Below are 19,793 nucleotides of genomic sequence, written 5' to 3' on the forward strand. Positions count from 1 at the left end.
CCTTTTCAACAAACTTATTCTTCTGTATCGGCTTCTTCTTCAGCCGGTTCTTCCGTTGCTAAGCCAGCCTGCTCCATCAGGATATCTGTTGCTTCCTGGAGCTGAGGATCTTCCGTATTGATCTTTTCGCGCAATTGGTCCATGACCGCATACGTCGTGTCTTCGGTCAATACACCGTCCGCTTCCAGATCGTTCGCTTCCTGGAATTCAGTTACGGCCTGCTCCATCTCTTCTTCGAACACGCCGTCGATTTCGCCGACTTCATAACCGAGTGCATCCAACATTTTCTCTGCAGTTTGCACTTGTTCGGATATGCTGCCATCTTTCAATTCGACTGACGGATCAAGGAACGGCAGGGATGCATATTCTGGATATGGAACCACTTCATCCGGCTCGATGCCTTCTTCGTGGATCCAATTGCCATCCGGCGTTAACCATTTAGCGGTCGTGAACTTCAAGTTCGAGCCATCCGAAAGGTCATTCGCTGTTTGGACGGTCCCTTTCCCGAAGGTTTTCTCTCCGACTAAGGTAACATCCGCGGATTCGCTCATCGCTCCTGCCAAAATCTCAGAAGCCGATGCACTGCCTCCATCGATCAGCAAGGTCACCGGAATATCCAGTTTATCGCCGCCTGTAGCGAGATACACTTCCGGCTCTTCGCCTTTTGCTTGCACTTCGAACATTTCCTTGCCCTCTTCAATAAAGAGGTTGGAAATATCAAGCGCCGTATTCAATAAGCCGCCTGGATTCTGGCGCACATCGAGGACTGCTGCTTCCATGCCTTGTTCTTCCATGTCAGCGATGGCTTCCTGCAGTTCATCATAAGTGTCCCAGAGAAACTTGTAATATTGATGTGGGCGACTTGGTCATTGACCATTTCCGCATACACCGTTTCAATCGGGATCTCGTCACGGACGATCGTGATCTCGATCGGGTCAGCATTTTCGCCGCGCTGGATCGTCAAAGTCACTTCGGTTCCTTTTCCCCACGGATCAACATGACCGCTTCGGTTGTAGAAAATCCTTGTATGCTTTCGCCGTCAACTTCCAATATCTGGTCGTTCGGCAAGACACCTGCTTTTCAGCCGGAGAGTTCTTGATCGGTGAAACAACCGTTACATAGCCATTGCGCTCTTGGACTTCTGCGCCGATTCCTTCAAAGCTGGATGAAATGCCTTCCATGAACTGGGCAGCCTCGTTTTCATCCATATAGTCGGAATACGGGTCGCCAAGTGCATCCACCATGCCGTTGATGGCACCGTTGATCAAGTCTTCTTCCTCTACTTCCTCAAAATACTGTGCTTCTATTTGATCGTAAGCAGAGTATAATTTCTGGAATTCCTGGCGCTCAGGACTGTTCACTTCCACTGCTTTATCTTCTCCGAAAGTTAAAGCGAAAACGGTGATGCCCGCTGTCGCGATAATCAAGAAAAAGACGAGCATGATGAAATAGAAGGTCTTCATTCGAATAAAATGCGACTTTGGTTCCTCTGCCGCCTGCGCTTCGGGTTGCTGTTCTTCGCCCGGTCGCTTTTCGTCCATATGTTTCACCACTTTCTTCATTCACCTGACAACAAGTTTCAAAGATTTTTCGGAAACTTGGCGGGGTTAAAAGAAAAAGACTGCCTCGACAGTCTTTTTTCCTGTTAGTCTTGGATCGCTGCGTCCAATGCCACAACAATCATATCGTTGAAAGTTGTTTGGCGTTCTTCTGCAGAAGTTACTTCACCAGTCAAAAGATGGTCGCTGACTGTCAGAATCGATAGCGCTTTGCGGCCGAATTTCGCTGCTAGCGTGTACAATGCGGAAGATTCCATTTCCAAGCCAAGAATTCCGTATTGTGCCCATTTTTCGTGCTCTGCGTGTTCGTTGTAGAATACGTCTTCTGTGAATACGTTCCCTACGCGCAAGTTCAAGCCTTTTTCCTGCCCGGCTGCATAAGCCTTTTGCAGAAGGTCGAAGTTGGCGATCGGCGCATATGAGATGCCGTTGAAGATGATGTCGTTCATTTTCGAATCCGTTGAAGCAGCCTGTGCAAGGATGACATCGCGCACTTTGACGTCTTTATGGATCGAGCCGCAAGTACCGACGCGGATCAATTTCTGCACGTCGTATTCTTGCATCAATTCCGTCACATAGATCGAGATCGACGGGACACCCATGCCCGTTCCTTGAACGGAAATGCGTTTGCCTTTGTATGTACCCGTATAGCCGAACATATTGCGGACTTCGTTATACAATGTGACGTCTTCTAGGAATGTTTCCGCGATGTACTTCGCGCGAAGCGGGTCTCCAGGAAGCAGAATAGTATCGGCGATATCGCCTTTTTTAGCATTAATGTGGACACTCATCATAAAACCTCACTTTATTTTAGTCGATTTAATCATACTGTTTTTTTTAGACAAGTGCAATGAAGAGCCTCAAGCTGTCTCGTATTCTTCCCACATCCGGTCGAATGTGGAAGCTTGGAGAACTGGATGCGCCTTCTCTTCGACATATTGTGAGATTTCCTGAAAATCCGTACTCGTTTTCGGAAAGCTGTGATCCAAAAACATCGCCTCGGCAAATCGGGAATATTCATCCTGCACAAGCTTGCCGCGGTATTTCAATGCAAATTGATAAAACGAGCGCTCCATGAGAGGCTCCTCCTTTCAGCAAAAAGCCCGGACCGGAGTCCAGGCTCATCTATTATTCAAATAGTTGCAGATACTCGCTATAGCCCTGCTGTTCCAATTGGTCTTTCGGAACAAAACGCAATGCTGCGGAGTTGATGCAATAGCGCAAGCCGCCGAGTTCAGATGGCCCGTCCGGGAACAAATGGCCGAGATGCGAATCGGCAGAAGCAGAGCGCACTTCGGTCCGTCTCATGCCATGGCTCGTATCGAAGCTTTCTTTGACTTCTTCGTCTTCGATCGGCTTGGCAAAGCTTGGCCATCCGCAATGGGCGTCGAATTTGTCTTTTGAGCTGAACAACGGTTTGCCCGAGACGATGTCAACATAGATGCCTTCTTCGAAATGCTGGTCGAATTCGCCTTGGAACGGCGGTTCAGTACCGTTTTCCTGCGTGACATGGTATTGCATCGGCGTCAATTTCGCTTTTAAATCGTCTTTCATTTCGATTCCCCCCAATGGTTTTGGATAAATGCCTTGCGACCGGATCCTGTCGCATAGCGGTTATAATGCGTTGGGTTTTTCTGGTAATATTCTTGGTGATACGTTTCGGCCGGATAGAATTCTTTTGCTTCCAGAATATCCGTCGCGATCGGCTTCGTGAACTTGCCCGATTGCTCCAATTGCTGTTTGGATTTTTCAGCAGCGATCCGCTGTTCTTCCGTGTGGTAATAAATGGCGGTTTTATAAGAATCGCCGCGGTCGAAAAACTGGCCGCCCGCATCGGTCGGGTCGATCTGGGACCAATACACTTCAAGCAGTTGCTCATAAGGGTAAAGCTCCGGTTGGAAGGTGATTTCAACAGCTTCCCGATGGCCAGTCAAGTTTGTGCAGACTTGTTCATAGGTCGGATTCGGCAAATCGCCGCCTGTATAGCCACTGACGACCGCTTCGATGCCTTCGAGTGAATCAAAAGGCTGCACCATGCACCAAAAACAGCCGCCGGCAAATGTCGCTTTTTCTGTCTTCATCTTACTCCTCCTCACATTATGGCTGAATCGTTACTAAAAGACGGATGTCGTCTTCTTCAAGGTCGAACGATGTTGCGCGTACTGAAACGCCGCCGTTGATGGGAATTTCGGTGAGATTCAACACGACTTCCTCTTCTTTCGGCAGAACTTCCATAAATTCTGGAAGGTCCACGGAGTCTCGAAGCAATTTTAACGCTGATTCCGGTGGTATGTCGAGCCGTCCGACTTCGACCGAACGCTGTTCCAACAGCAAATTGCCATCCGGCAGCACAACCGGGTCGAACGTCAACAGGATCGGCAAGGTCACCCCGAATACCGTCAATTCGGTAGACAAGCTGACATTATCGGTCACCGCTAGGCGCAAGGGCATCGGCTGGCCTTCCATCGCATCTGCGATGTAGGTATTCGCAATCCCTTCAAAGTCGGCTTTGGTCGTATTGACGACGACTGTATTGCCTTCAGGCGGCGGGCTGCTTTCCGCTTGATAGGTTTTAAAATTATCGGATGGTGTCGTAATGAACAGGAAAAATCCAATGACGGCAATAAGGTTCAACACCAATAACACGAAGAATGCAAAACGCCATTTTTTCATTTTTCCACCTCCTATCCTTGGAAGCTGATGCCGCATTGCCCCATTCTTTCAGATACGCGCTCAGCCATCAGGTCATAGCCTTTGCTGTTCGGGTGGAAGAAATCGGTATGATATACCAAATTCTCATTGCCGACGAATAAATCGCTGACCGGGACGAAACAGGCATGCGGGTCATCTTCCACTGTTTCTTGCATGACTCCATTATAGGAGGCGATAATTTGATCGAATTCCTCAACTTCATCCGTCACCAGAGAAAATGGGTTGTACAGGCCGACGACGATGAGCGGCGCGGACGGATTCAATGAGCGGATGGATGCGTAGATGGTCTCGAAGCGGTTCTGGTAGAGAATCAATTCTTTAGTGAATGCATCGATATTCAGCGAAAACAAATCCCGTTTGACGATGCGCATGACGTCGTTGCCGCCGATCGTCATGAAAATATAATCGGAAGCGAGCAACGGGCCGGACAGCTTGCCTTGCTGGAACAGCGCCAATAATTGGTCGCTTCTCCTGCCGCGTTTCGCGGTGTTCTCAAGGGCGATGCCTTCTACCCCGGGCCACTCAGCCATTTCGAGCGCCAAGCGGCCGGCATAACCCCCGCGGTTTTCCGTATCGCCCACGCCTTGCGACAAAGAATCGCCCAGTGCCGTGATAATGACGGTTTGCGGAATGAAGTTAGGCGGGATCGTATAGGGTGTGAACTCTACCGGCAAACGCGGCGCCGCTTCTTCTTTACCGAAATTGAACGTTGAAGCACATCCCGCAAGCACAAGCGATAAAGCGACAACAATATACAGGATGCGTTTCACGTCCGTCTCTCCTTCATATTTCTTTTAGTTTACTCCGTATAATACATGAAACCGATGGCGCCAATTCCGGTATGCGTGGAAATGACTGGTGTCGTGAAATCATAACGGACCCCGGCAAACCCGGTGTCCTTGATTTTTTCGCGCAGCGGCTCGGCCATCGATTGGCCATTCGCCTGTGCGATGCCGACGCCTTTAACCACTTTGCCTTTTGTGCGTTCGGTGAAATCCTTCACCAAATACTCAACCACTTGCTTATGACTGCGCATTTTAGCGACAGGTGTATACTCACCATCATCAAGCGAGGCAATCGGCTTGATCTTCAGGAACGATCCGATCATCGCACGGCCTTTGCCGATGCGCCCGCCTTTGACTAAATTATCGAGCGTATCGACAACAACATACAATTTCGTATTGCGCCGCACCTGCTCCACGCGTTCGACAATTTCCTGGACCGTTTTTCCTTGTTTCGCCATGTCGGCAGCCTCGAATACCTGGAAGCTCAAGGCATGGGAAATATAGCGGGAATCGATGACCGTAACATCCGAATCCGTCAATTCGGCAGCGGTGCGCGCAGATTCCACAGTGCCGCTCATGCCGCCAGTCATATGGATGGAAATAATTTGGCCCCGTCCTTGCCGAGTTCGTCATATAGCTCTTTAAAGACTCCTGGCGCCGGTTGTGAGCTCTTCGGAAATTCAGCTGAGTTTTTCATCAGTTCCAGAAAAGCTTCCGGTTCCAAATCGACGCGGTCGAGATAGGTCTTGCCCCCGATCTGGATCGACAACGGTACGACGTGAAGCCCGTATGCTTCTATTTCTTCTGCCTTCAAATCAGCAGTCGAATCCGTTACAATGTGAATTTTCGACATTCGATCACTTCCATTTCATCTGCATATAGGGTGTTTCTCTTCTTGCAAAAAGTTTACTGAAGCTTAGCCAGCGCTTGTTCGATGCGGCTTTTGACCACTTGCGCTGCTTTTACGCCCGCAGCGTCCAACTGTTGCGGCGTAAACGGTTCAAGCACCTGAACCCTTACATGGGCCGGGCGGATTTGGTTATTGTTGTTTTCCATAATGCGCGACGTGCCTTCGATGGCGATCGGCACGACCGGTACGCCAGCTTCTTTGGCAATGCGCATGAAGCCGGCTTTAAACTCCTTGAGCCCTTGGCCTTTACTTCTCGTGCCTTCCGGGAAAATCAGGATGGAATGGCCTTCCTGAAGCTTTCCGATGGTATCGGTGATGGACTTGAAGGCGCTGCGGCGGTCGGTCCGGTCGAGGAATACGCAATTCATCTCTTCCATATAAGTCGGGATGATTGGGAATTTCCTCACTTCTTCTTTGGAAATAAAGCCGAACGGTTTCGGGATCGACGACAACAGCACCGGAATATCGAAATTGCCTTCGTGGTTGCTGACAAACAGCACCGGCCCTTCTGGTAAGTAATCGAGCCCGCTCACTTCGACCTGGCTGCCGGTGCGCTGCATGATGCCAGACGCCCATTTTTGGGGTTCGCTATGGATCAGCTTGCTGTATTCCTCTTGGCTCATGTTCGCTTTACGTTTTTTGAACTTCGCCAGATTGGTAGCGGCAATCGGTAAATAGCCGAATAGATAAGAAAATGTTCGGGCAGACTTAAGCACCTGTTTCTCCCCCTGCATTTCGTTCGTACACCAAATAAGAATACGGGATGCCGTTCGAGTGTTGGCGTTCAGACTCCGATACTAGCTTCCATTCCCTTCCGTATTCAGGAAAAAACGTATCTCCCTCGAACGGCTGGTGGACCAGTGTAATATACAGCCTGTCGGCGATCGGCAAGGCTTTGCGGAAAATCTGCTCGCCGCCGATGACCATCACTTCGTCGTGCTGCTCTCTGGCCAGTTCGATCGCATCTTCCAGGTTATGAGTAATGTCGGCGCCTGGTGCCGTATAATCCGCATTGCGTGTCACGATGATATTGCGCCGTTTCGGCAAGGGGCGGCCGATCGATTCGAAGGTATTGCGCCCCATGACCATGCCTTTTCCGAGGGTGTGTTTTAAAATATGCCAAATCTTCCGGAATATGCCACGGCAATTGGTTGTCCTTGCCGATTACGTGATCTGGGTCATGTGCCACCATTAATGAAATCATAAGTTCTCCTCCTTGGCCGTTATACAGCAACAGGTGCTTTGATCCGTGGATGCGGGTCATAGCCCTCAATTTGAATGTCTTCCATGTCCATATCGAACATCGATTTGCCTTCTGTTAATTTCAAAATTGGCAAAGCTTTCGGTTCTCTGCTCAATTGCTCCTGCACTTGTTCTAAATGGTTCACATAAAGATGCGTATCGCCGGTCGTATGAATGAATTCACCAGGCTCGAGCCCGCATTCCTGTGCAACTAGATGCGTCAAAAGGGCGTAGGACGCAATATTGAACGGCACGCCGAGAAAGACGTCCGCGCTTCTTTGGTATAGCTGGCACGACAATTTGCCGTCTGCTACGTAAAACTGGAACATGATGTGGCAAGGCGGAAGCGCCATATCATCGATGAATTCCGGATTCCATGCCGTTACCAAATGGCGGCGCGAGTCTGGATTGTTCTTGATCGATTCAACGACATTTTCAGCTGGTCAATCTGGCCGCCGTCAGTCGCTGCCCACGATCGCCATTGCTTGCCGTAAACCGGCCCCAAATCACCGTATTTTTCGCAAACTCGTCATCTGCCAGTACTTTTCCTGGAACAGCGTCATTTGCTGTTTGTACAGTTCTGCAAATTCCGGATCGCGCTGTGCCCGCCTACCGAAATCATTCATGTCCGGCCCGTCGTATTCATCGCTTTCGACCCACTGGGCAAATGCCCACTCATCCCAAATGTGGTTATTATCTTTCAATAAAGTTTGGACGTTCGTATCGCCTTTGATGAACCAGAGAAGTTCAGAGACGATCAGGCGAAACGCTGTTTTTTTGGTGGTCATGAGCGGGAAGCCCTCTGCCAGGTCAAAGCGCATCTGGTGGCCGAATACGCTGAGCGTCCCGGTCCCCGTACGGTCTTCTTTTTTGGCTCCTTGATCCAGAATATGTTCACACAACGCTAAATATTGTTTCATGCAATTCCCTCCATTATTAGTATCATCATAACAAAAACAACTCGAATAAGAAAAACTTTAAGAGTATCACAGCTGAAGAAAGAAATGGGCGAATTAAAAAAAACCGTTATCGTGATAACGGTTTCAGGAAAGCCATTTAGGCGGTGTATTTTTTGACCAGTAGATGTCCCCGATGCTGATGTGGCGCTGGTACTGATCGCTTGCTAAATGGTAATGGAAATTGAACGAATAGCCTTCAAGCGGTTTTTTCTCAGTCCGGACATGGAAGCGGATTTCATCTTGCCCGCTGTCTTTGTCGTAAACGTGGAAAATCTTCTCGGCGTGGTCGCCGGACGGTTTTTCGGAAATCGCCAAATTGCGCAATCTGTCTTTGCCGTATGCAGCCAGTTCCGTGTCGATGACGTCCTGGATCGTCGGCAAAATGCGCGTACGGAATTCCGAATCGATCACCGGGCCAATGCGCGAACCGAATTTTATGTAGGACTGTTCTTCCGCAGCTTGGCGGAAATCGGCAAGAATTGAGTCTGCCGTCACATAATATTCTGCAGGGTCGATCCATTCAAGCGTAAATTCTTTTGTTTGCCCTTGGCTTGCATGTGTTTTTGGGCTATCCTCTTCATCGAGCAAGGACTCCCAAATCATATGGTTTGGCGTAATGGCTCCTAGCGTCAGAACCGTTACAGCAACCATCAAGGACTTCTGCCACCAACTCTTCATTAAACATCACCCTCAATTTTGAACATTTTGTCAAGATAGTTATAGTAATAAACGATTTTTAAGTGGAAAGGTTTCATCTTGTTCCATTTCATTGTACAATAAAGCGAGTAAGTACGCCTTGTTTTTTTCAAAAAGGAGGAATTTTCATGGACGCGTCATTATTGATTGGATTGGGTCTATTGTTTATGCTTGTGTATTTGACTTCGCTATCCTTTACAGACTAAAAAAAATCTCCCGCTTTGGGAGATTTTTTTATTGGCTCTTATTCATTTGTATGACGCCGAAATGGAATTTCGTATTTGGGCGCACGCGCCGATTGAAGCCGAACGCCTCAAAATCAGTCGAGCGGAAATGCGCTTTCAAGACGACGCTTTTCCTTGCGACGCGCTTCGCTTCCTCTACCCATTCCTGCGTCAACTGCCCGTGGTCCGCGTTGTTCCGGAGTGGCGCAAAGTTCGACGCTTCGGCAATCTGTTCCGTGAACATCGGATCCATGTAAACGACATCGAAGGAATCATCATCAAGGCCCTTCAAATAATCGACCGCATTTTTCGGGACAACTTGGATGCGCCTCATCGATTCGTGCAGCTTTGGCATATCCTGATAATTTTTCAAGCCTTCACGGATGACATGAGCGATGACCGGGTCGCTTTCACAGCCAACCACTCGCCCCGTCTCCCCAACGACAAGCGAAGCGATGAGCGCATCACTCGCCATGCCGAGCGTGCAATCCAGATAGGCATCGCCCGGCTCGAGTCCTGAGACTTCAACGAGCGGATCGTTTCCGAGCGGCCGCTTCGAGCGAAATGCCGCCGAATTGGGATGAAAAAAGAACGGCTCGCTTTGTCCGACTGGATAAAGCTCGAGCCGTTCTTTTTTGCAGACGATGACGTCCGCCGCTAGTTCTTCGTGCAATTTGTAGATCGGCCGCTTATTGCGCTCGACTGCCTGCAGGCCAAGGAGCTGTGCCGTCTCTTGCACGCGGCGCTTGGTCGCATCAGTCGGCCGGTAAGCGGTCGTGACGATCATCTTCACTGCGCAGCTTCCTCAATCGCTCTTTTCACAGCATCACGCACTTGCTCCATTTCAAAGCCTTCGATTTCTTCGCGCGGAATGAAATGCGCAAGCTGGCCGTCTTTTACGACCGCGATCGAAGGAGACGATGGCGGCACTTCCTCAAAATACTGGCGCATCTGCGCTGTCGCTTCCTTGTCCTGTCCTGCAAAGACCGTCACCAAATGATCCGGCTTATGCTCAGCTAATTCCACCGCTTCGCGTACTGCTGGGCGTGCAAGCCCTGCGGCACATCCACAGATCGAGTTGATGATCACGAGGCTCACGCCTTGTGAATTGCTCATATGTTCGTTGACGTCTTCTGCCGTCGTCAGCTCCGTGAATCCGGATTCCGTTAGTTCTTTGCGCATTGGGACGACAATGCCTTTCATGTATTCATCGTATGCGTTCATATATCTCCCTGCTTTCTTTTAAAGAATAGTTGTTTTTAATTATCGTTTCACTGTCCATAGTAACGTATTTTCTATCCGAATTCATAATATCATGTTCGAAAAAACAGGTTTGATATATTTTGGCGTTTTATCATTTGATATTCGATTCGAAGAAAAGATCAATTGTTCAATAATAAATACATAAATGAGAAGTTTTTTGCTATAAGGTTATCTCTCATCTGATAGGATATAGGTAACTTCTTCTTATTCATTTCTGATCGTCACATTCTCTACTTGGCGATCCACTTCAAAAGAGCTGCCAACATCAACCTGGTTAAAAATCCTTTTAGAAATATTCAATCGACTAAAAATAAGAACATCACTCTTTATCTCCGTAATAAACCTGCTTATGCCAAAAAGCGTTTCATTCTGGAGATCCATCTCCAAAATGAAACGCTAACTTTTTATAGAGCAGCAATGCGCTCCCGCTCACTTGCCGTTAGTTCAAAGTCGAAAATATCCAAACTTTGTGCTTGACGGTCTTTATCGTGAGACTTAGGGATGACGACAATGTTTTGTTCGATTTGGTACCGCAATACAACTTGAGCGTAGGTCTTGCCGTACTGGCGGCCGATTTCTTGCAATGCTTGCTTGGCTTTATCATCAATACCGCCTAACGGTGACCAAGCTACAGAAGCAATCCCGTTATCCTTATGATGAGCAATCAGCTCCTCATTCCACTTTCCAACGTGGGATTCAATTTGGTTTACGGCTGGTTTGACTTTACCGTTTTCGAGGATCAAATCAAGTTGCTCTTTGTTGAAGTTTGATACCCCGATGGACTTGAACACGCCCCGGTCATAATGGTCTTCAAGAATGCGCCAAGCTTCCAACATCTCATCATTATTATCCCACGGGAAATGAATGAGAAACAAATCAATATAGTCAGTCTGTAATTTGGCTAAGCTTTTTTCGATTTCAGCTACTGCCCAATCTATACTGCTTATTCCTTTGCGAGTACTTAATTTAGTAGTGATAAAGAAATCTTCGCGCGGTACTGAGGATTTGTGGATTCCTTTTCCTACAACTTCCTCATTGGAATACAGTTGAGCAGAATCGAAATGACGGTAGCCATTTTCAATAGCCCAATCGATTTCTTCGGTGTCTCCTCTTAAATTACCAGAGAATTGATTTCCTTCTTTGCCGAAAGTGTTAGTTCCGCTGCCGACAATCGGAATCTCGACATTATCGTTTAATTGAATAGTTTTCATGCTCTTTCCTCCTATACTATGTGTTATCATAATCCGGCATATAATACCTACAAGAACTATAACTTGCGCCTCACAGGATTTATAAAGCCATATTATGTATTTTACCCACCCCGATATCTTTTTGAACATTACTACAGCAATATCGAAATTTGAAGCGCAGGCCCTAATCTTACATAGCAACAAAGACCTGCGGTAGTATGTCAAATGAAAAATAAGGCATGATGCACTGATCAAAGGTCAATTTTGTTGAAAAAGACCGCAAGAAATAGACCAGTAAATAATTTACATTTACTGGGATTTTTCGAAAGGTACGCAATGACGATGGCTATGTCATCGCTTCACGCTCCTTTCCCGGCGTGAAGAGTTGGTGGCTGCGTAGTAGCGCATCCACCAAGCGCACGAGTTTTCTTGCGGTTAGAACGAGGGCTCGTTTGTGTTGATGTTTCGGCACTTCTCGGTACTTTTTCGCGTAATAGTCTTGATACTCGGGAACATGCCTTCTTACCGAGTTGGCGGCTTCAACCAGGTAATAACGCAAGTAATGATTCCCGTTACGCGACAAGGCGGTAGATTCGGCGGTAAACGTGCCGGATTGGTGTTTTCGCCAGTAGAGACCGGCGTATTTGGCAATTTGGCTTTCCTCTTCAAATCGTTCGATTTGACCGATTTCAGCGATGATCCCGGCGGCGAAGACCGGACCAATGCCAGGAATGGAATCAAGGGTTTGGGTAAGCCCAGCCATCAGTTTCGTAATCGATTTATCGAGTTCCTTGATCTGTTTATTGAACGTGCGAATGAGCTCGATGGACGTACCCAGAATCACATCCATCGAGTCTTCGACGACTTGGTCCAAGCGATACGAAGAGCGTGTGGCTTTTTGGATGGATGCAGCGATGCAGGCCGGATCGTTGAACCGGTTCTTTCCTTTTTCCTGCAGGAAGGCAGCCAGCTCTTCGAGTGGCATCTCGGCCACTTCTTCCAGGCTGAGTTTCTCCAGAAACAGTTCCATCATGGCATTGCCGAACACTGAAGCGTCGACTTCCTGAGTGAACGTGTTGCACTTGAAACTGAGGTGTTGGAGAAAGTGCTGCTTTTCCTTCGTCAATGCCTTGACGAGATGATAACGAGACCGCGTCAATTGTTGCAGCGCCACGTACTGGCTTTCCTTGACGACGGACAGCTGATTGCGGCCGAAGCGCAAGTAATCGGCAATGACGAACGCATCAATTTCATCCGTCTTATCCATGTCCGAATAGCTTTTCTTGAAATTGGCGATTTGCTTTGGGTTCATGACGAACACCTTCGCGCCAAAGCGTTTCAACTCCTCATCATGATGCAGGAACATCGACGGATGGAAGCTGTAAACGGAAGTCGATTCCAAGCCGATCTTCAGAACATCGACCTCCTGCCCACTCAAACGAGCCATCAGTCGTTCTTTGAGGACCGTGGCACCGGGCAGGTCATTCGAAACAGCGAAGGTGTCGAGTTTTTCCCCGTCACCGTCCAGAAAACAGACACGCATATCAAATGAGCTAACATCTAAACCAACAAATAATCTCATCGGAAGACCTCCTTTCGATTTAGCATCATCTGGCCAGTTCTTGGACGCCTTGAGATATCTCTAGTGTGTACGCCGACCAACAACCTCGTGTATGAGAGCTCATCCTGAGTCGAAAGCCGCCCCAGCGCTACTAACAGCTGGGTTCGATCTTCAGGAGGCTCAGCCTGCGAGTAGGGAGTTCCGCGCGTGCACTGAGAAACAGTCTTAGAATGTGGTCCAGCCACAGGAGGGATAAGAATTGTCCCAAATGATCCTACGACCATTATCTAGAAATATACCGGGACGTCCAAGCTGTCTGCTTGAGAAATCAAAGTGAAATAAGAAGACTGGTTCGTAAGAACCTTAAACATAATATACGAGGAGGGATTAAAATGAAGCCAAGAATCTCTGTCATCACTACTGGCGTGGACGATCTCAAGCGAGCGCTAAAATTTTACCGGGACGGCTTGGGGTTACCGACAGAAGGAATCGTTGGGGAGGAGTTCGATAACGGAGCCGTCGCCTTTTTCGATCTTCAGCAAGGGCTGAAACTCGCCATTTGGAAACGCCAAGACATCGCCCACGAAACGAAAGTATCGATGGGCCCGCCAAGTCCTACAGAATTCACGCTCGGCCATAACGTCAACAGCAAAGCAGAAGTCGATGCGGTGATGGCCCAGGCTGAACAAGCCGGAGCCCTTATAACCGACCCAGCACATGATACGTTTTGGGGCGGTTACTCCGGGCATTTTCAAGATCCGGACGGCCATTTATGGGAAATTGTATGGAATCCTGCATGGGGAGAAGTGGATTAATTCCTGTCTTAAACTAAAGGGGGATTGACATGAAATTACGCAATTTCTTTTACGAGGCATTCCTGTTCCTGCTGGTGATCGTTTCCGTCATCATTGCGCTCGTTTCCAACGAACGTTTCACCCTGGTTCATTGGATCATCTGGGGGATTTTCTTCGTTGATTATTTCACCCGCTTCTTTGCAGCAGAGCGCAAATGGCAGTTCATCAAATCCCACCCCTTTGAATTGATTGCCATCATTCCGCTGGATGCGATTTATCAGGCAGCGCGTTTTTTCATGTTTTTCCGGATGTTGAAATTATGGGGCATCCTTCCCCGCTTTTTAAGGCCTGTGTATGCCGTCTTAAAAACGAATGGCTTGGAAAAGCTGCTGATTTTCGCGGTCATTTTGATTTTTCTTGTGCCGATCCCAATGATCCTAATCGAACCTCAAATTGTTACTTACAATGATGCCATCTGGTGGGCGATTGTGACGATTACGACTGTTGGATATGGCGATATCACCCCTGAAACCGGCGTCGGGCGCTTGTTAGCGGTCATTTTGATGTTTGTCGGAATCGGCATTATCGGAACGTTCACCAGTGCCATTTCGGCCTATTTCGCCTCCCGCAGGCGAGCACTGGAAGAAGACCGCGTGCTCGACATCGTCAATTCAATCAAAAAAATCGAAAAACTGACTGCAGAAGACCACCAGCTCATCCAACGCTATTTGAAGAAAAAAATGGAATGATATGCCTCTAGAAGTTTATACCGCTAAGCAAGAAAAAAAGTCGGCCGCTTGTGGATTCCACGAGCGACCGACTTTTTTCGTATTTCCTTCTTATTTGTTCTTATATTGCCCATTGATATACGACAGCATATCCCTGAAACTATCGTAATGGAACCAGTCATAGCGCATTTTCTGGTCCACTTCGCCTTCGTCATCGATATGCATGGAATTGGCGCTCAGCTGCAGGATTTCCGTATCTTCCGCATCTGTCGGTTCTTCTTCAAATGCATGATCGGCGAATTTTTCTTCACCGATTCATAAAACCTGTCGCGCTCATCTTCTTTTCAAATTCCACGATTCGTATTTGCCGCGGCAAAGAACTTCTATTGAATATACTTGTTTTCAGCCATGTTCTCTCCTCCAAGTAAAGCGTCGTATTGCTCTTTACCTCAAGGAAGCAGACGGGAAACATTTCTTTCACGCTTAGTGTATTGATACAACACTGGCACATTCAAGAATTTATAGAAAGCAGAAGCCTTAACAAAACAATCAATGAAATATTTTAGTGTTTGGAGAAGCGTCCGCTCGTAACCCCTTCTGCTCAATAATGCTCCGCATTACTTTCGCAAAGATAATGTCTCCCGTAGGTCGACCTTATCTTTCCAGTGGATCAGCGAGACGGCCGAGACCCCGCAAGGCGCAGAGCGGCTGAGGAGGCTTGGGCGCGAGCCCACGGAAAGCGAGCGGTAAGCTTCGGAAAACACGCTAATAAATTTTTTGTGAGTCTAAATCACTTATTGTCTTTCATCGTCTGGCGGGCTTCGGTCATTTGCTTCCATACCGAACCGCGCGCTTCTTCGCCTTGTTCAATACGGGCGATCGCCATCTTGATCTGGAGCTTCACTTCGAACTCAGGGTCATTTTCCGCTTCTTTCAGTGCCGGAAGGGCTTGTTCCGTTCCCGTTTCATACAAGAACATTGCGGCACGCCAGCGCACGAGCTTGTTTTTGTCTTGCAATGTTTCGATCATGATCGGTTCGAACGCTTCGAAGCCAAGGTCGCTGATGGTGTCGCCTGCTGTGCGGCGCACCGCCCACGACTTGTCTCTCATCGCCTGTTCTGCGTACGGCACGACCGCTTCATCGTCGATGTCACCGAGGTAAATTGCTGCTTGGCGGCGAATCGACATCTTGTCGTCTTCCAACGCTTTGCCCAATAGCGGCAAATCCTCTAGATCCGCTTCAACCAATTGGCCGAGCAATTGGAAGCGCGTCTCCCAATCCGGTGCGTCGAATTCTTCCAAAGACACTCTGCGTTTATTGATTTTGCCAGCCGATTCATTCGATTCGGTTTTGCTGGTCAAAGAATCCAGGCGTTCGTTCGGATACGCCGCTTCGATTTCCTCGACGATGCTTTTGCCAATTTCCGCTTTTTCGCCGTAACGGACCCCGTAATCCGCCCATTTACGCTGGAAGATGAAGTTTTCATCGGTGGGGTCCATGACTTTGTTCATCGCCTGCACAAACCGTTCCGGCATCGCGAAGCGCTCTTCCGATTGCGAATCGAACACTTTCACTTGCAACGGAATGCCTTTGAATTCCTGGACATGGACATACACTTCGCCGAAATGCTCATCGATCTCAAGTTCTTCCTCGGAACCATTGCCTACGCCAAAGACTTTGCGCACATCCGCGAGAATGCCTTCCCAGTCGGATTTCGCATTGCGTTCGACTGCGAGGAAATCCGCCACATGGTAGACGCCTTTGACGCCATCGATCGCTAAGATTTCCTGCACTTCTTTCGGCGCGCCTTCAAGTTGGTCTTTCTTGTAATTATGGCTTTTCCCGAACGGCAATTCCTGGTCGATGATCACTTTCATCGTATTCGGGCTTGGAGTCGGTTCAATCGCTAGTATTTTCAAAATAATCCCTCCTGTGTAAATTACGCTTCTGCCAGTTCCTGCAGATAGCTCCACCGTTCAATCAATTCATCGTACTCGGCGGTATAGGCATCAATCTGGTCGGTCAATTCTTGCAATTTATCAAAATCAGATCCGGCTTTGGACATTTGTGCTTCGGTCTGTTCGATTTTCTCTTCCACTTCCGCGATTTTATCGAGTATGCCGTCATACTCCTTTTTCTCGAGGAAACTCATCTTCTTCTTTTTTTCCGGTACCTGCGGTGCAACACTTGAAACCGGTATATTATTTGCCACAGTTACAGCTTGCGGCTCAACTACCGGCTTCTTTTCTTTCAGCCAGTCGGTATAGAGGCCTTGATACTCATCGACCGTGCCGCTGCCGAGTGTCCATAGTTTTTCGCGATGCGGTCAGGAAAAAGCGGTCATGGGAAATAGTCAAGACGACGCCTGGGAAGTTTTCCAAAAAGTCTTCCAGGACAGACAAGGTTTGGATGTCCAAATCATTCGTCGGCTCATCGAGCAATAGGATATTCGGTTTTTCCATCAATAATTTCAGCAAGTACAAGCGCTTACGCTCGCCTCCTGACAATTTGCCGATCAAGGTGCCGTGTGCATTCGACGGGAACAAGAATCGCTCGAGCATTTGCGTCGCGGACAGGCGGACGCCTTTTTCCGCTTCAAAATCACTTGATACTTCCTGGATGTATTCGATCATGCGCTGGGATTCGTCCATTTCCGGCAAACGCTGCGTGAAATGCGCGATCTTGACGGTGCTGCCGTAGTCCAACGTGCCGCTTGTCGCTTCCAAGTCGCCAGCGATCAATTTCATGAGCGTTGATTTTCCTGCACCGTTCGGGCCAACGATGCCGATGCGGTCGCCGCCTTGCAAGAGGAAGTCAAACGAATGGAAAATTTCATGGTCGCAGTATGAAACGCCCAGAATTTCCCCTTCAATAATCTTCTTGCCTAGTCGCTGGCTCTGCATTGATAATTCAAGGCTCGTATTATCGGACGTTGATTGCAGGTCTTCCAATAATTGGTCAAAACGCTGGATGCGCGCTTTTTGTTTCGTGCTGCGGGCTTTCGCACCGCGGCGAATCCATTTCAGCTCTGAGCGGAAACGGTTGTGCATCTTCTGTTTGGTCGCTTCGGCCATTTCTTCGCGCACGGCTCTGGCTTCCAGATAATCGCCGTAGTTCCCTTTATGCGTATACATCGTCTGATCCGCCAGTTCAAAGATATGCGTCGAGACCGCGTCAAGGAAGTAACGGTCATGCGTCACAAAAAGCATGGCGCTGTTCATGCGCAACAAGGTTTCCTGTAGCCATTCAGTAGAACCTGCGTCCAAATGGTTGGTCGGCTCATCCAGAAGGATCAAATCAGCCGGTTCGATCAAGGCTTTCGCGAGCGCTACGCGTTTGCGCTGGCCGCCGGACAATTCGCTGATCTGCTGGTCGTACATATCGATTCCGAGCTTGGTCAACGCCGTTTTCGCCAAAGCATTGATGTCCCAGGCGTTTTCGCGTTCCATGCCTTCCTGGATTTTCATCAACTCTTCCTGCAATTGTTCAGATCCGGAGTCGGCGATCATGTTCTGCAGTGCTTTTTCATAAGAGCGATTGAGTGCGAGAAGCGGAGAGTCCCCGGAGAAGACCGTCTCAAGGACAGTCAACGATTCGTCGAATTCAGGCTCCTGCATCAAATAAGTAATCCGGTATTTTTTCGGATGGTCCATTTCCATCGTGTCGGATTCAAGGTCTCCTGCCAAGATCGACAGAAGAGTCGACTTGCCCGTTCCGTTGACACCGATCAAGCCGGCGCGTTCTCCTGGATACAATGAGAACTCAACATTGGTGAAGAGGGTTTTGACCCCCACTGATTTGCTTAAGTTTGTTACGTGTAAGTGGCTCATTTTTTCCCATCCGTTTCGTTTTGTAGTTGCTCTAGAAAGGATAGCATATATTGGTGGCGTTCTTCAGCCATTTGCTTTCCGCTATCGGTCACCATGAGCTCTTTTAACAGCAAAAGCTTTTCGTAAAAATGCGTCACGGTGCTCGTATCGCCGTTCCGGTATTCACTTTCGGTCATCACTGTACGTGCTTGTTCATCCCAGTCATATAGTTTTCGGCGTTTTGCGCCGCCATACGCAAAGGCACGCGCAATGCCGATGGCGCCGATGGCATCGAGACGGTCAGCATCGCGGACGATTCTGCCTTCGATCGATTCCGGTTCCTTGTTCGTGCCGCCTTTAAAAGACACAGTCCGGATGATCGAGCGAATGTCACTGCGCTCTTTATCCGTCAGTACGAGCTCTCGGAGGATTTCTTGTTCCGGGTCTTCCCCTGCTTTTTTGTATTTTGGATCCGAGACGTCATGCAATAATACGGCAAGCTCGATCAATGCCCAATCGCCGCCTTCTGCCTGTGCAATATGGCGTGCATTTTCCAATACCCGCTCGATGTGCTGCCAGTCGTGGCTCGCGTCAAACTGTTCATAGATGCTTTTTACTTTCACGCGGCAGTCCGCTATTGTTTCGGAATTCATGGATTCTCTCCTTTAAGGTGTTGTGTTTTCATTATACCGTGAAAAGGCCTGAAATGGCGCTCCATCGCCGTATTGACCTTATATGCACCATCATGTATAGTTAAGCCATCCATTGGCTCTAAGGCTAAAGGTTTGACAATCTGAATATTAGGGGGAAGGTCCATGCACCACGGAATTGTGAAATGGTTCAATTCAGAAAAAGGCTATGGCTTTATTGAATGTGACAACGGTGATGATGTTTTCGTCCATTTTACCGGCATCCAAGGTGATGGTTTCCGATCGCTGCAAGAAGGCGCAGCCGTCTCGTTCGACATCATCGATGGCAACCGCGGGCCACAAGCAGCGAACGTCGTGCAGGACCAACCATGAAAAGTGAAACGTCAAAAGGCCCAGGGAAAATTCCTGGACCTTTTTTTATTCGGTCGAGTCAGTGCATACTCGATTTTCATGCGCTTGAAAACGACTTTTAGCGGCTTAAGGTTTTACTTGCCGCTCGTTCCGATTTTATTCAATTACTGCCCCAAAAATTGCAATTGGGTGCCGACTGTACATTCGCTGATGCAGAAGCGGTGTGCCGCTGTTTTTCCTTCGTCCTTGCGGAGTTGGGCTTTGACAAAGCAGGCTTCACAATACGTATTGAGCATTTCATCGATTTCGTTAATGATGGATACTTTTTTCATTCAGGTACCTCCGCAAAATGTCATTC

At 48.4% G+C, this 19,793-nt stretch carries 18 protein-coding genes and 5 pseudogenes; 3 read left to right on the forward strand and 20 right to left on the reverse strand.

What is annotated here, in order from left to right; all coding sequences use genetic code 11:
* Positions 1–14: 14 nt before the first annotated feature.
* The 16 genes and pseudogenes from CW734_RS10310 to CW734_RS10385 form a co-directional block, all read right to left on the reverse strand.
* Positions 15–1,541 (reverse strand): annotated as a pseudogene (locus tag CW734_RS10310) (S41 family peptidase).
* A 104-nt stretch (positions 1,542–1,645) separates the two neighbouring features.
* The gene (gene deoD / locus CW734_RS10315; RefSeq protein ID WP_058380644.1) at positions 1,646–2,350 is read right to left on the reverse strand and encodes a purine-nucleoside phosphorylase; all 705 of its coding nucleotides are present in this window, start codon (positions 2,348–2,350) and stop codon (positions 1,646–1,648) included.
* A gap of 69 nt (positions 2,351–2,419) precedes the next feature.
* Positions 2,420–2,635 (reverse strand): YozE family protein, encoded by a 216-nt coding sequence (locus CW734_RS10320; RefSeq protein ID WP_101190402.1) that lies wholly within the window; start codon positions 2,633–2,635, stop codon positions 2,420–2,422.
* Positions 2,636–2,687: 52 nt separating this feature from the next.
* Positions 2,688–3,113: a peptide-methionine (R)-S-oxide reductase MsrB gene (gene msrB, locus CW734_RS10325; protein ID WP_101190403.1), complete on the reverse strand. Its 426-nt coding sequence runs from the start codon at positions 3,111–3,113 to the stop codon at positions 2,688–2,690.
* The gene (gene msrA, locus CW734_RS10330; protein ID WP_101190404.1) at positions 3,110–3,640 is read right to left on the reverse strand and encodes a peptide-methionine (S)-S-oxide reductase MsrA; all 531 of its coding nucleotides are present in this window, start codon (positions 3,638–3,640) and stop codon (positions 3,110–3,112) included. Before msrA ends, msrB begins: the two co-directional genes overlap by 4 nt.
* A gap of 16 nt (positions 3,641–3,656) precedes the next feature.
* Positions 3,657–4,232, reverse strand: a complete 576-nt coding sequence (locus CW734_RS10335) for a YpmS family protein (protein WP_101190405.1) — start codon at positions 4,230–4,232, stop codon at positions 3,657–3,659.
* Between the two features lie 11 nt (positions 4,233–4,243).
* Entirely contained in the window at positions 4,244–5,041 is a 798-nt protein-coding gene (locus CW734_RS10340; RefSeq protein WP_101190406.1) for a GDSL-type esterase/lipase family protein, read from the reverse strand.
* 29 nt (positions 5,042–5,070) lie between these two features.
* Positions 5,071–5,909 (reverse strand): annotated as a pseudogene (locus CW734_RS10345) (DegV family protein).
* Positions 5,910–5,962: 53 nt separating this feature from the next.
* Entirely contained in the window at positions 5,963–6,682 is a 720-nt protein-coding gene (locus CW734_RS10350; RefSeq protein ID WP_232787024.1) for a lysophospholipid acyltransferase family protein, read from the reverse strand.
* Positions 6,675–7,170 (reverse strand): annotated as a pseudogene (locus tag CW734_RS10355) (dihydrofolate reductase). Before CW734_RS10355 ends, CW734_RS10350 begins: the two are co-directional and overlap by 8 nt.
* A 19-nt stretch (positions 7,171–7,189) precedes the next feature.
* Positions 7,190–8,128 (reverse strand): annotated as a pseudogene (locus tag CW734_RS10360) (thymidylate synthase).
* A gap of 123 nt (positions 8,129–8,251) precedes the next feature.
* Positions 8,252–8,845 carry a YpjP family protein gene (locus tag CW734_RS10365; protein WP_101190408.1) on the reverse strand — a complete coding sequence of 198 codons (594 nt, stop codon included), beginning with the start codon at positions 8,843–8,845 and terminating at the stop codon, positions 8,252–8,254.
* Positions 8,846–9,097: 252 nt separating this feature from the next.
* Positions 9,098–9,874: a class I SAM-dependent methyltransferase gene (locus CW734_RS10370; protein ID WP_101192177.1), complete on the reverse strand. Its 777-nt coding sequence runs from the start codon at positions 9,872–9,874 to the stop codon at positions 9,098–9,100.
* A gap of 2 nt (positions 9,875–9,876) precedes the next feature.
* Entirely contained in the window at positions 9,877–10,311 is a 435-nt protein-coding gene (locus CW734_RS10375; RefSeq protein ID WP_101190409.1) for a BrxA/BrxB family bacilliredoxin, read from the reverse strand.
* A gap of 443 nt (positions 10,312–10,754) precedes the next feature.
* Entirely contained in the window at positions 10,755–11,561 is an 807-nt protein-coding gene (locus CW734_RS10380) for an aldo/keto reductase family protein (protein ID WP_101190410.1), read from the reverse strand.
* Positions 11,562–11,886: 325 nt separating this feature from the next.
* Positions 11,887–13,122 (reverse strand): IS110 family RNA-guided transposase, encoded by a 1,236-nt coding sequence (locus CW734_RS10385; protein WP_101190411.1) that lies wholly within the window; start codon positions 13,120–13,122, stop codon positions 11,887–11,889.
* 371 nt (positions 13,123–13,493) lie between these two features.
* Between CW734_RS10385 and CW734_RS10390 the strand changes: the two genes are divergently transcribed.
* On the forward strand, positions 13,494–13,916 hold the full coding sequence (locus CW734_RS10390) for a VOC family protein (RefSeq protein ID WP_101190412.1): 423 nt from the start codon (positions 13,494–13,496) through the stop codon (positions 13,914–13,916).
* 29 nt (positions 13,917–13,945) lie between these two features.
* Positions 13,946–14,644: a potassium channel family protein gene (locus tag CW734_RS10395; RefSeq protein ID WP_101190413.1), complete on the forward strand. Its 699-nt coding sequence runs from the start codon at positions 13,946–13,948 to the stop codon at positions 14,642–14,644.
* 769 nt (positions 14,645–15,413) lie between these two features.
* Here CW734_RS10395 and CW734_RS10400 read toward each other — a convergent pair.
* The 3 genes and pseudogenes from CW734_RS10400 to CW734_RS10410 all read right to left on the reverse strand — a co-directional run bounded on the left by CW734_RS10400 (position 15,414) and on the right by CW734_RS10410 (position 19,087).
* Entirely contained in the window at positions 15,414–16,544 is a 1,131-nt protein-coding gene (locus tag CW734_RS10400; protein ID WP_101190414.1) for a conserved virulence factor C family protein, read from the reverse strand.
* A 20-nt stretch (positions 16,545–16,564) separates the two neighbouring features.
* Positions 16,565–18,455, reverse strand: a pseudogene (locus tag CW734_RS10405) (ABC-F family ATP-binding cassette domain-containing protein).
* Positions 18,452–19,087, reverse strand: a complete 636-nt coding sequence (locus CW734_RS10410) for an HD domain-containing protein (RefSeq protein ID WP_101190415.1) — start codon at positions 19,085–19,087, stop codon at positions 18,452–18,454. Before CW734_RS10410 ends, CW734_RS10405 begins: the two are co-directional and overlap by 4 nt.
* 162 nt (positions 19,088–19,249) lie before the next feature.
* On the opposite strand from CW734_RS10410, the gene CW734_RS10415 reads away from it, so the two are divergent.
* Complete coding sequence (locus CW734_RS10415; RefSeq protein WP_058380613.1) at positions 19,250–19,456, forward strand: cold-shock protein; 207 nt, start codon at positions 19,250–19,252, stop codon at positions 19,454–19,456.
* A 143-nt stretch (positions 19,457–19,599) separates the two neighbouring features.
* Here the strand turns inward: CW734_RS10415 and CW734_RS10420 are convergent, their stop codons facing one another.
* Positions 19,600–19,767, reverse strand: a complete 168-nt coding sequence (locus tag CW734_RS10420; RefSeq protein WP_101190416.1) for a zinc-finger domain-containing protein — start codon at positions 19,765–19,767, stop codon at positions 19,600–19,602.
* Positions 19,768–19,793 lie beyond the last annotated feature (26 nt).

The sequence above is a fragment of the Planococcus sp. MB-3u-03 genome (assembly GCF_002833405.1).
Classification (GTDB): Bacteria; Bacillota; Bacilli; order Bacillales_A; family Planococcaceae; genus Planococcus.

Excerpts from the sequence above, each read along its gene's own strand:
- deoD (WP_058380644.1), bottom strand. The coding sequence starts at position 2,350 with ATGAGTGTCCACATTAATGCTAAAAAAGGCGATATCGCCGATACTATT.
- CW734_RS10320 (WP_101190402.1), bottom strand. The coding sequence starts at position 2,635 with ATGGAGCGCTCGTTTTATCAATTTGCATTGAAATACCGCGGCAAGCTT.
- msrB (WP_101190403.1), bottom strand. The coding sequence starts at position 3,113 with ATGAAAGACGATTTAAAAGCGAAATTGACGCCGATGCAATACCATGTC.
- msrA (WP_101190404.1), bottom strand. The coding sequence starts at position 3,640 with ATGAAGACAGAAAAAGCGACATTTGCCGGCGGCTGTTTTTGGTGCATG.
- CW734_RS10335 (WP_101190405.1), bottom strand. The coding sequence starts at position 4,232 with ATGAAAAAATGGCGTTTTGCATTCTTCGTGTTATTGGTGTTGAACCTT.
- CW734_RS10365 (WP_101190408.1), bottom strand. The coding sequence starts at position 8,845 with ATGAAGAGTTGGTGGCAGAAGTCCTTGATGGTTGCTGTAACGGTTCTG.
- CW734_RS10370 (WP_101192177.1), bottom strand. The coding sequence starts at position 9,874 with ATGATCGTCACGACCGCTTACCGGCCGACTGATGCGACCAAGCGCCGC.
- CW734_RS10375 (WP_101190409.1), bottom strand. The coding sequence starts at position 10,311 with ATGAACGCATACGATGAATACATGAAAGGCATTGTCGTCCCAATGCGC.
- CW734_RS10380 (WP_101190410.1), bottom strand. The coding sequence starts at position 11,561 with ATGAAAACTATTCAATTAAACGATAATGTCGAGATTCCGATTGTCGGC.
- CW734_RS10385 (WP_101190411.1), bottom strand. The coding sequence starts at position 13,122 with ATGAGATTATTTGTTGGTTTAGATGTTAGCTCATTTGATATGCGTGTC.
- CW734_RS10390 (WP_101190412.1), top strand. The coding sequence starts at position 13,494 with ATGAAGCCAAGAATCTCTGTCATCACTACTGGCGTGGACGATCTCAAG.
- CW734_RS10395 (WP_101190413.1), top strand. The coding sequence starts at position 13,946 with ATGAAATTACGCAATTTCTTTTACGAGGCATTCCTGTTCCTGCTGGTG.
- CW734_RS10410 (WP_101190415.1), bottom strand. The coding sequence starts at position 19,087 with ATGAATTCCGAAACAATAGCGGACTGCCGCGTGAAAGTAAAAAGCATC.
- CW734_RS10415 (WP_058380613.1), top strand. The coding sequence starts at position 19,250 with ATGCACCACGGAATTGTGAAATGGTTCAATTCAGAAAAAGGCTATGGC.
- CW734_RS10420 (WP_101190416.1), bottom strand. The coding sequence starts at position 19,767 with ATGAAAAAAGTATCCATCATTAACGAAATCGATGAAATGCTCAATACG.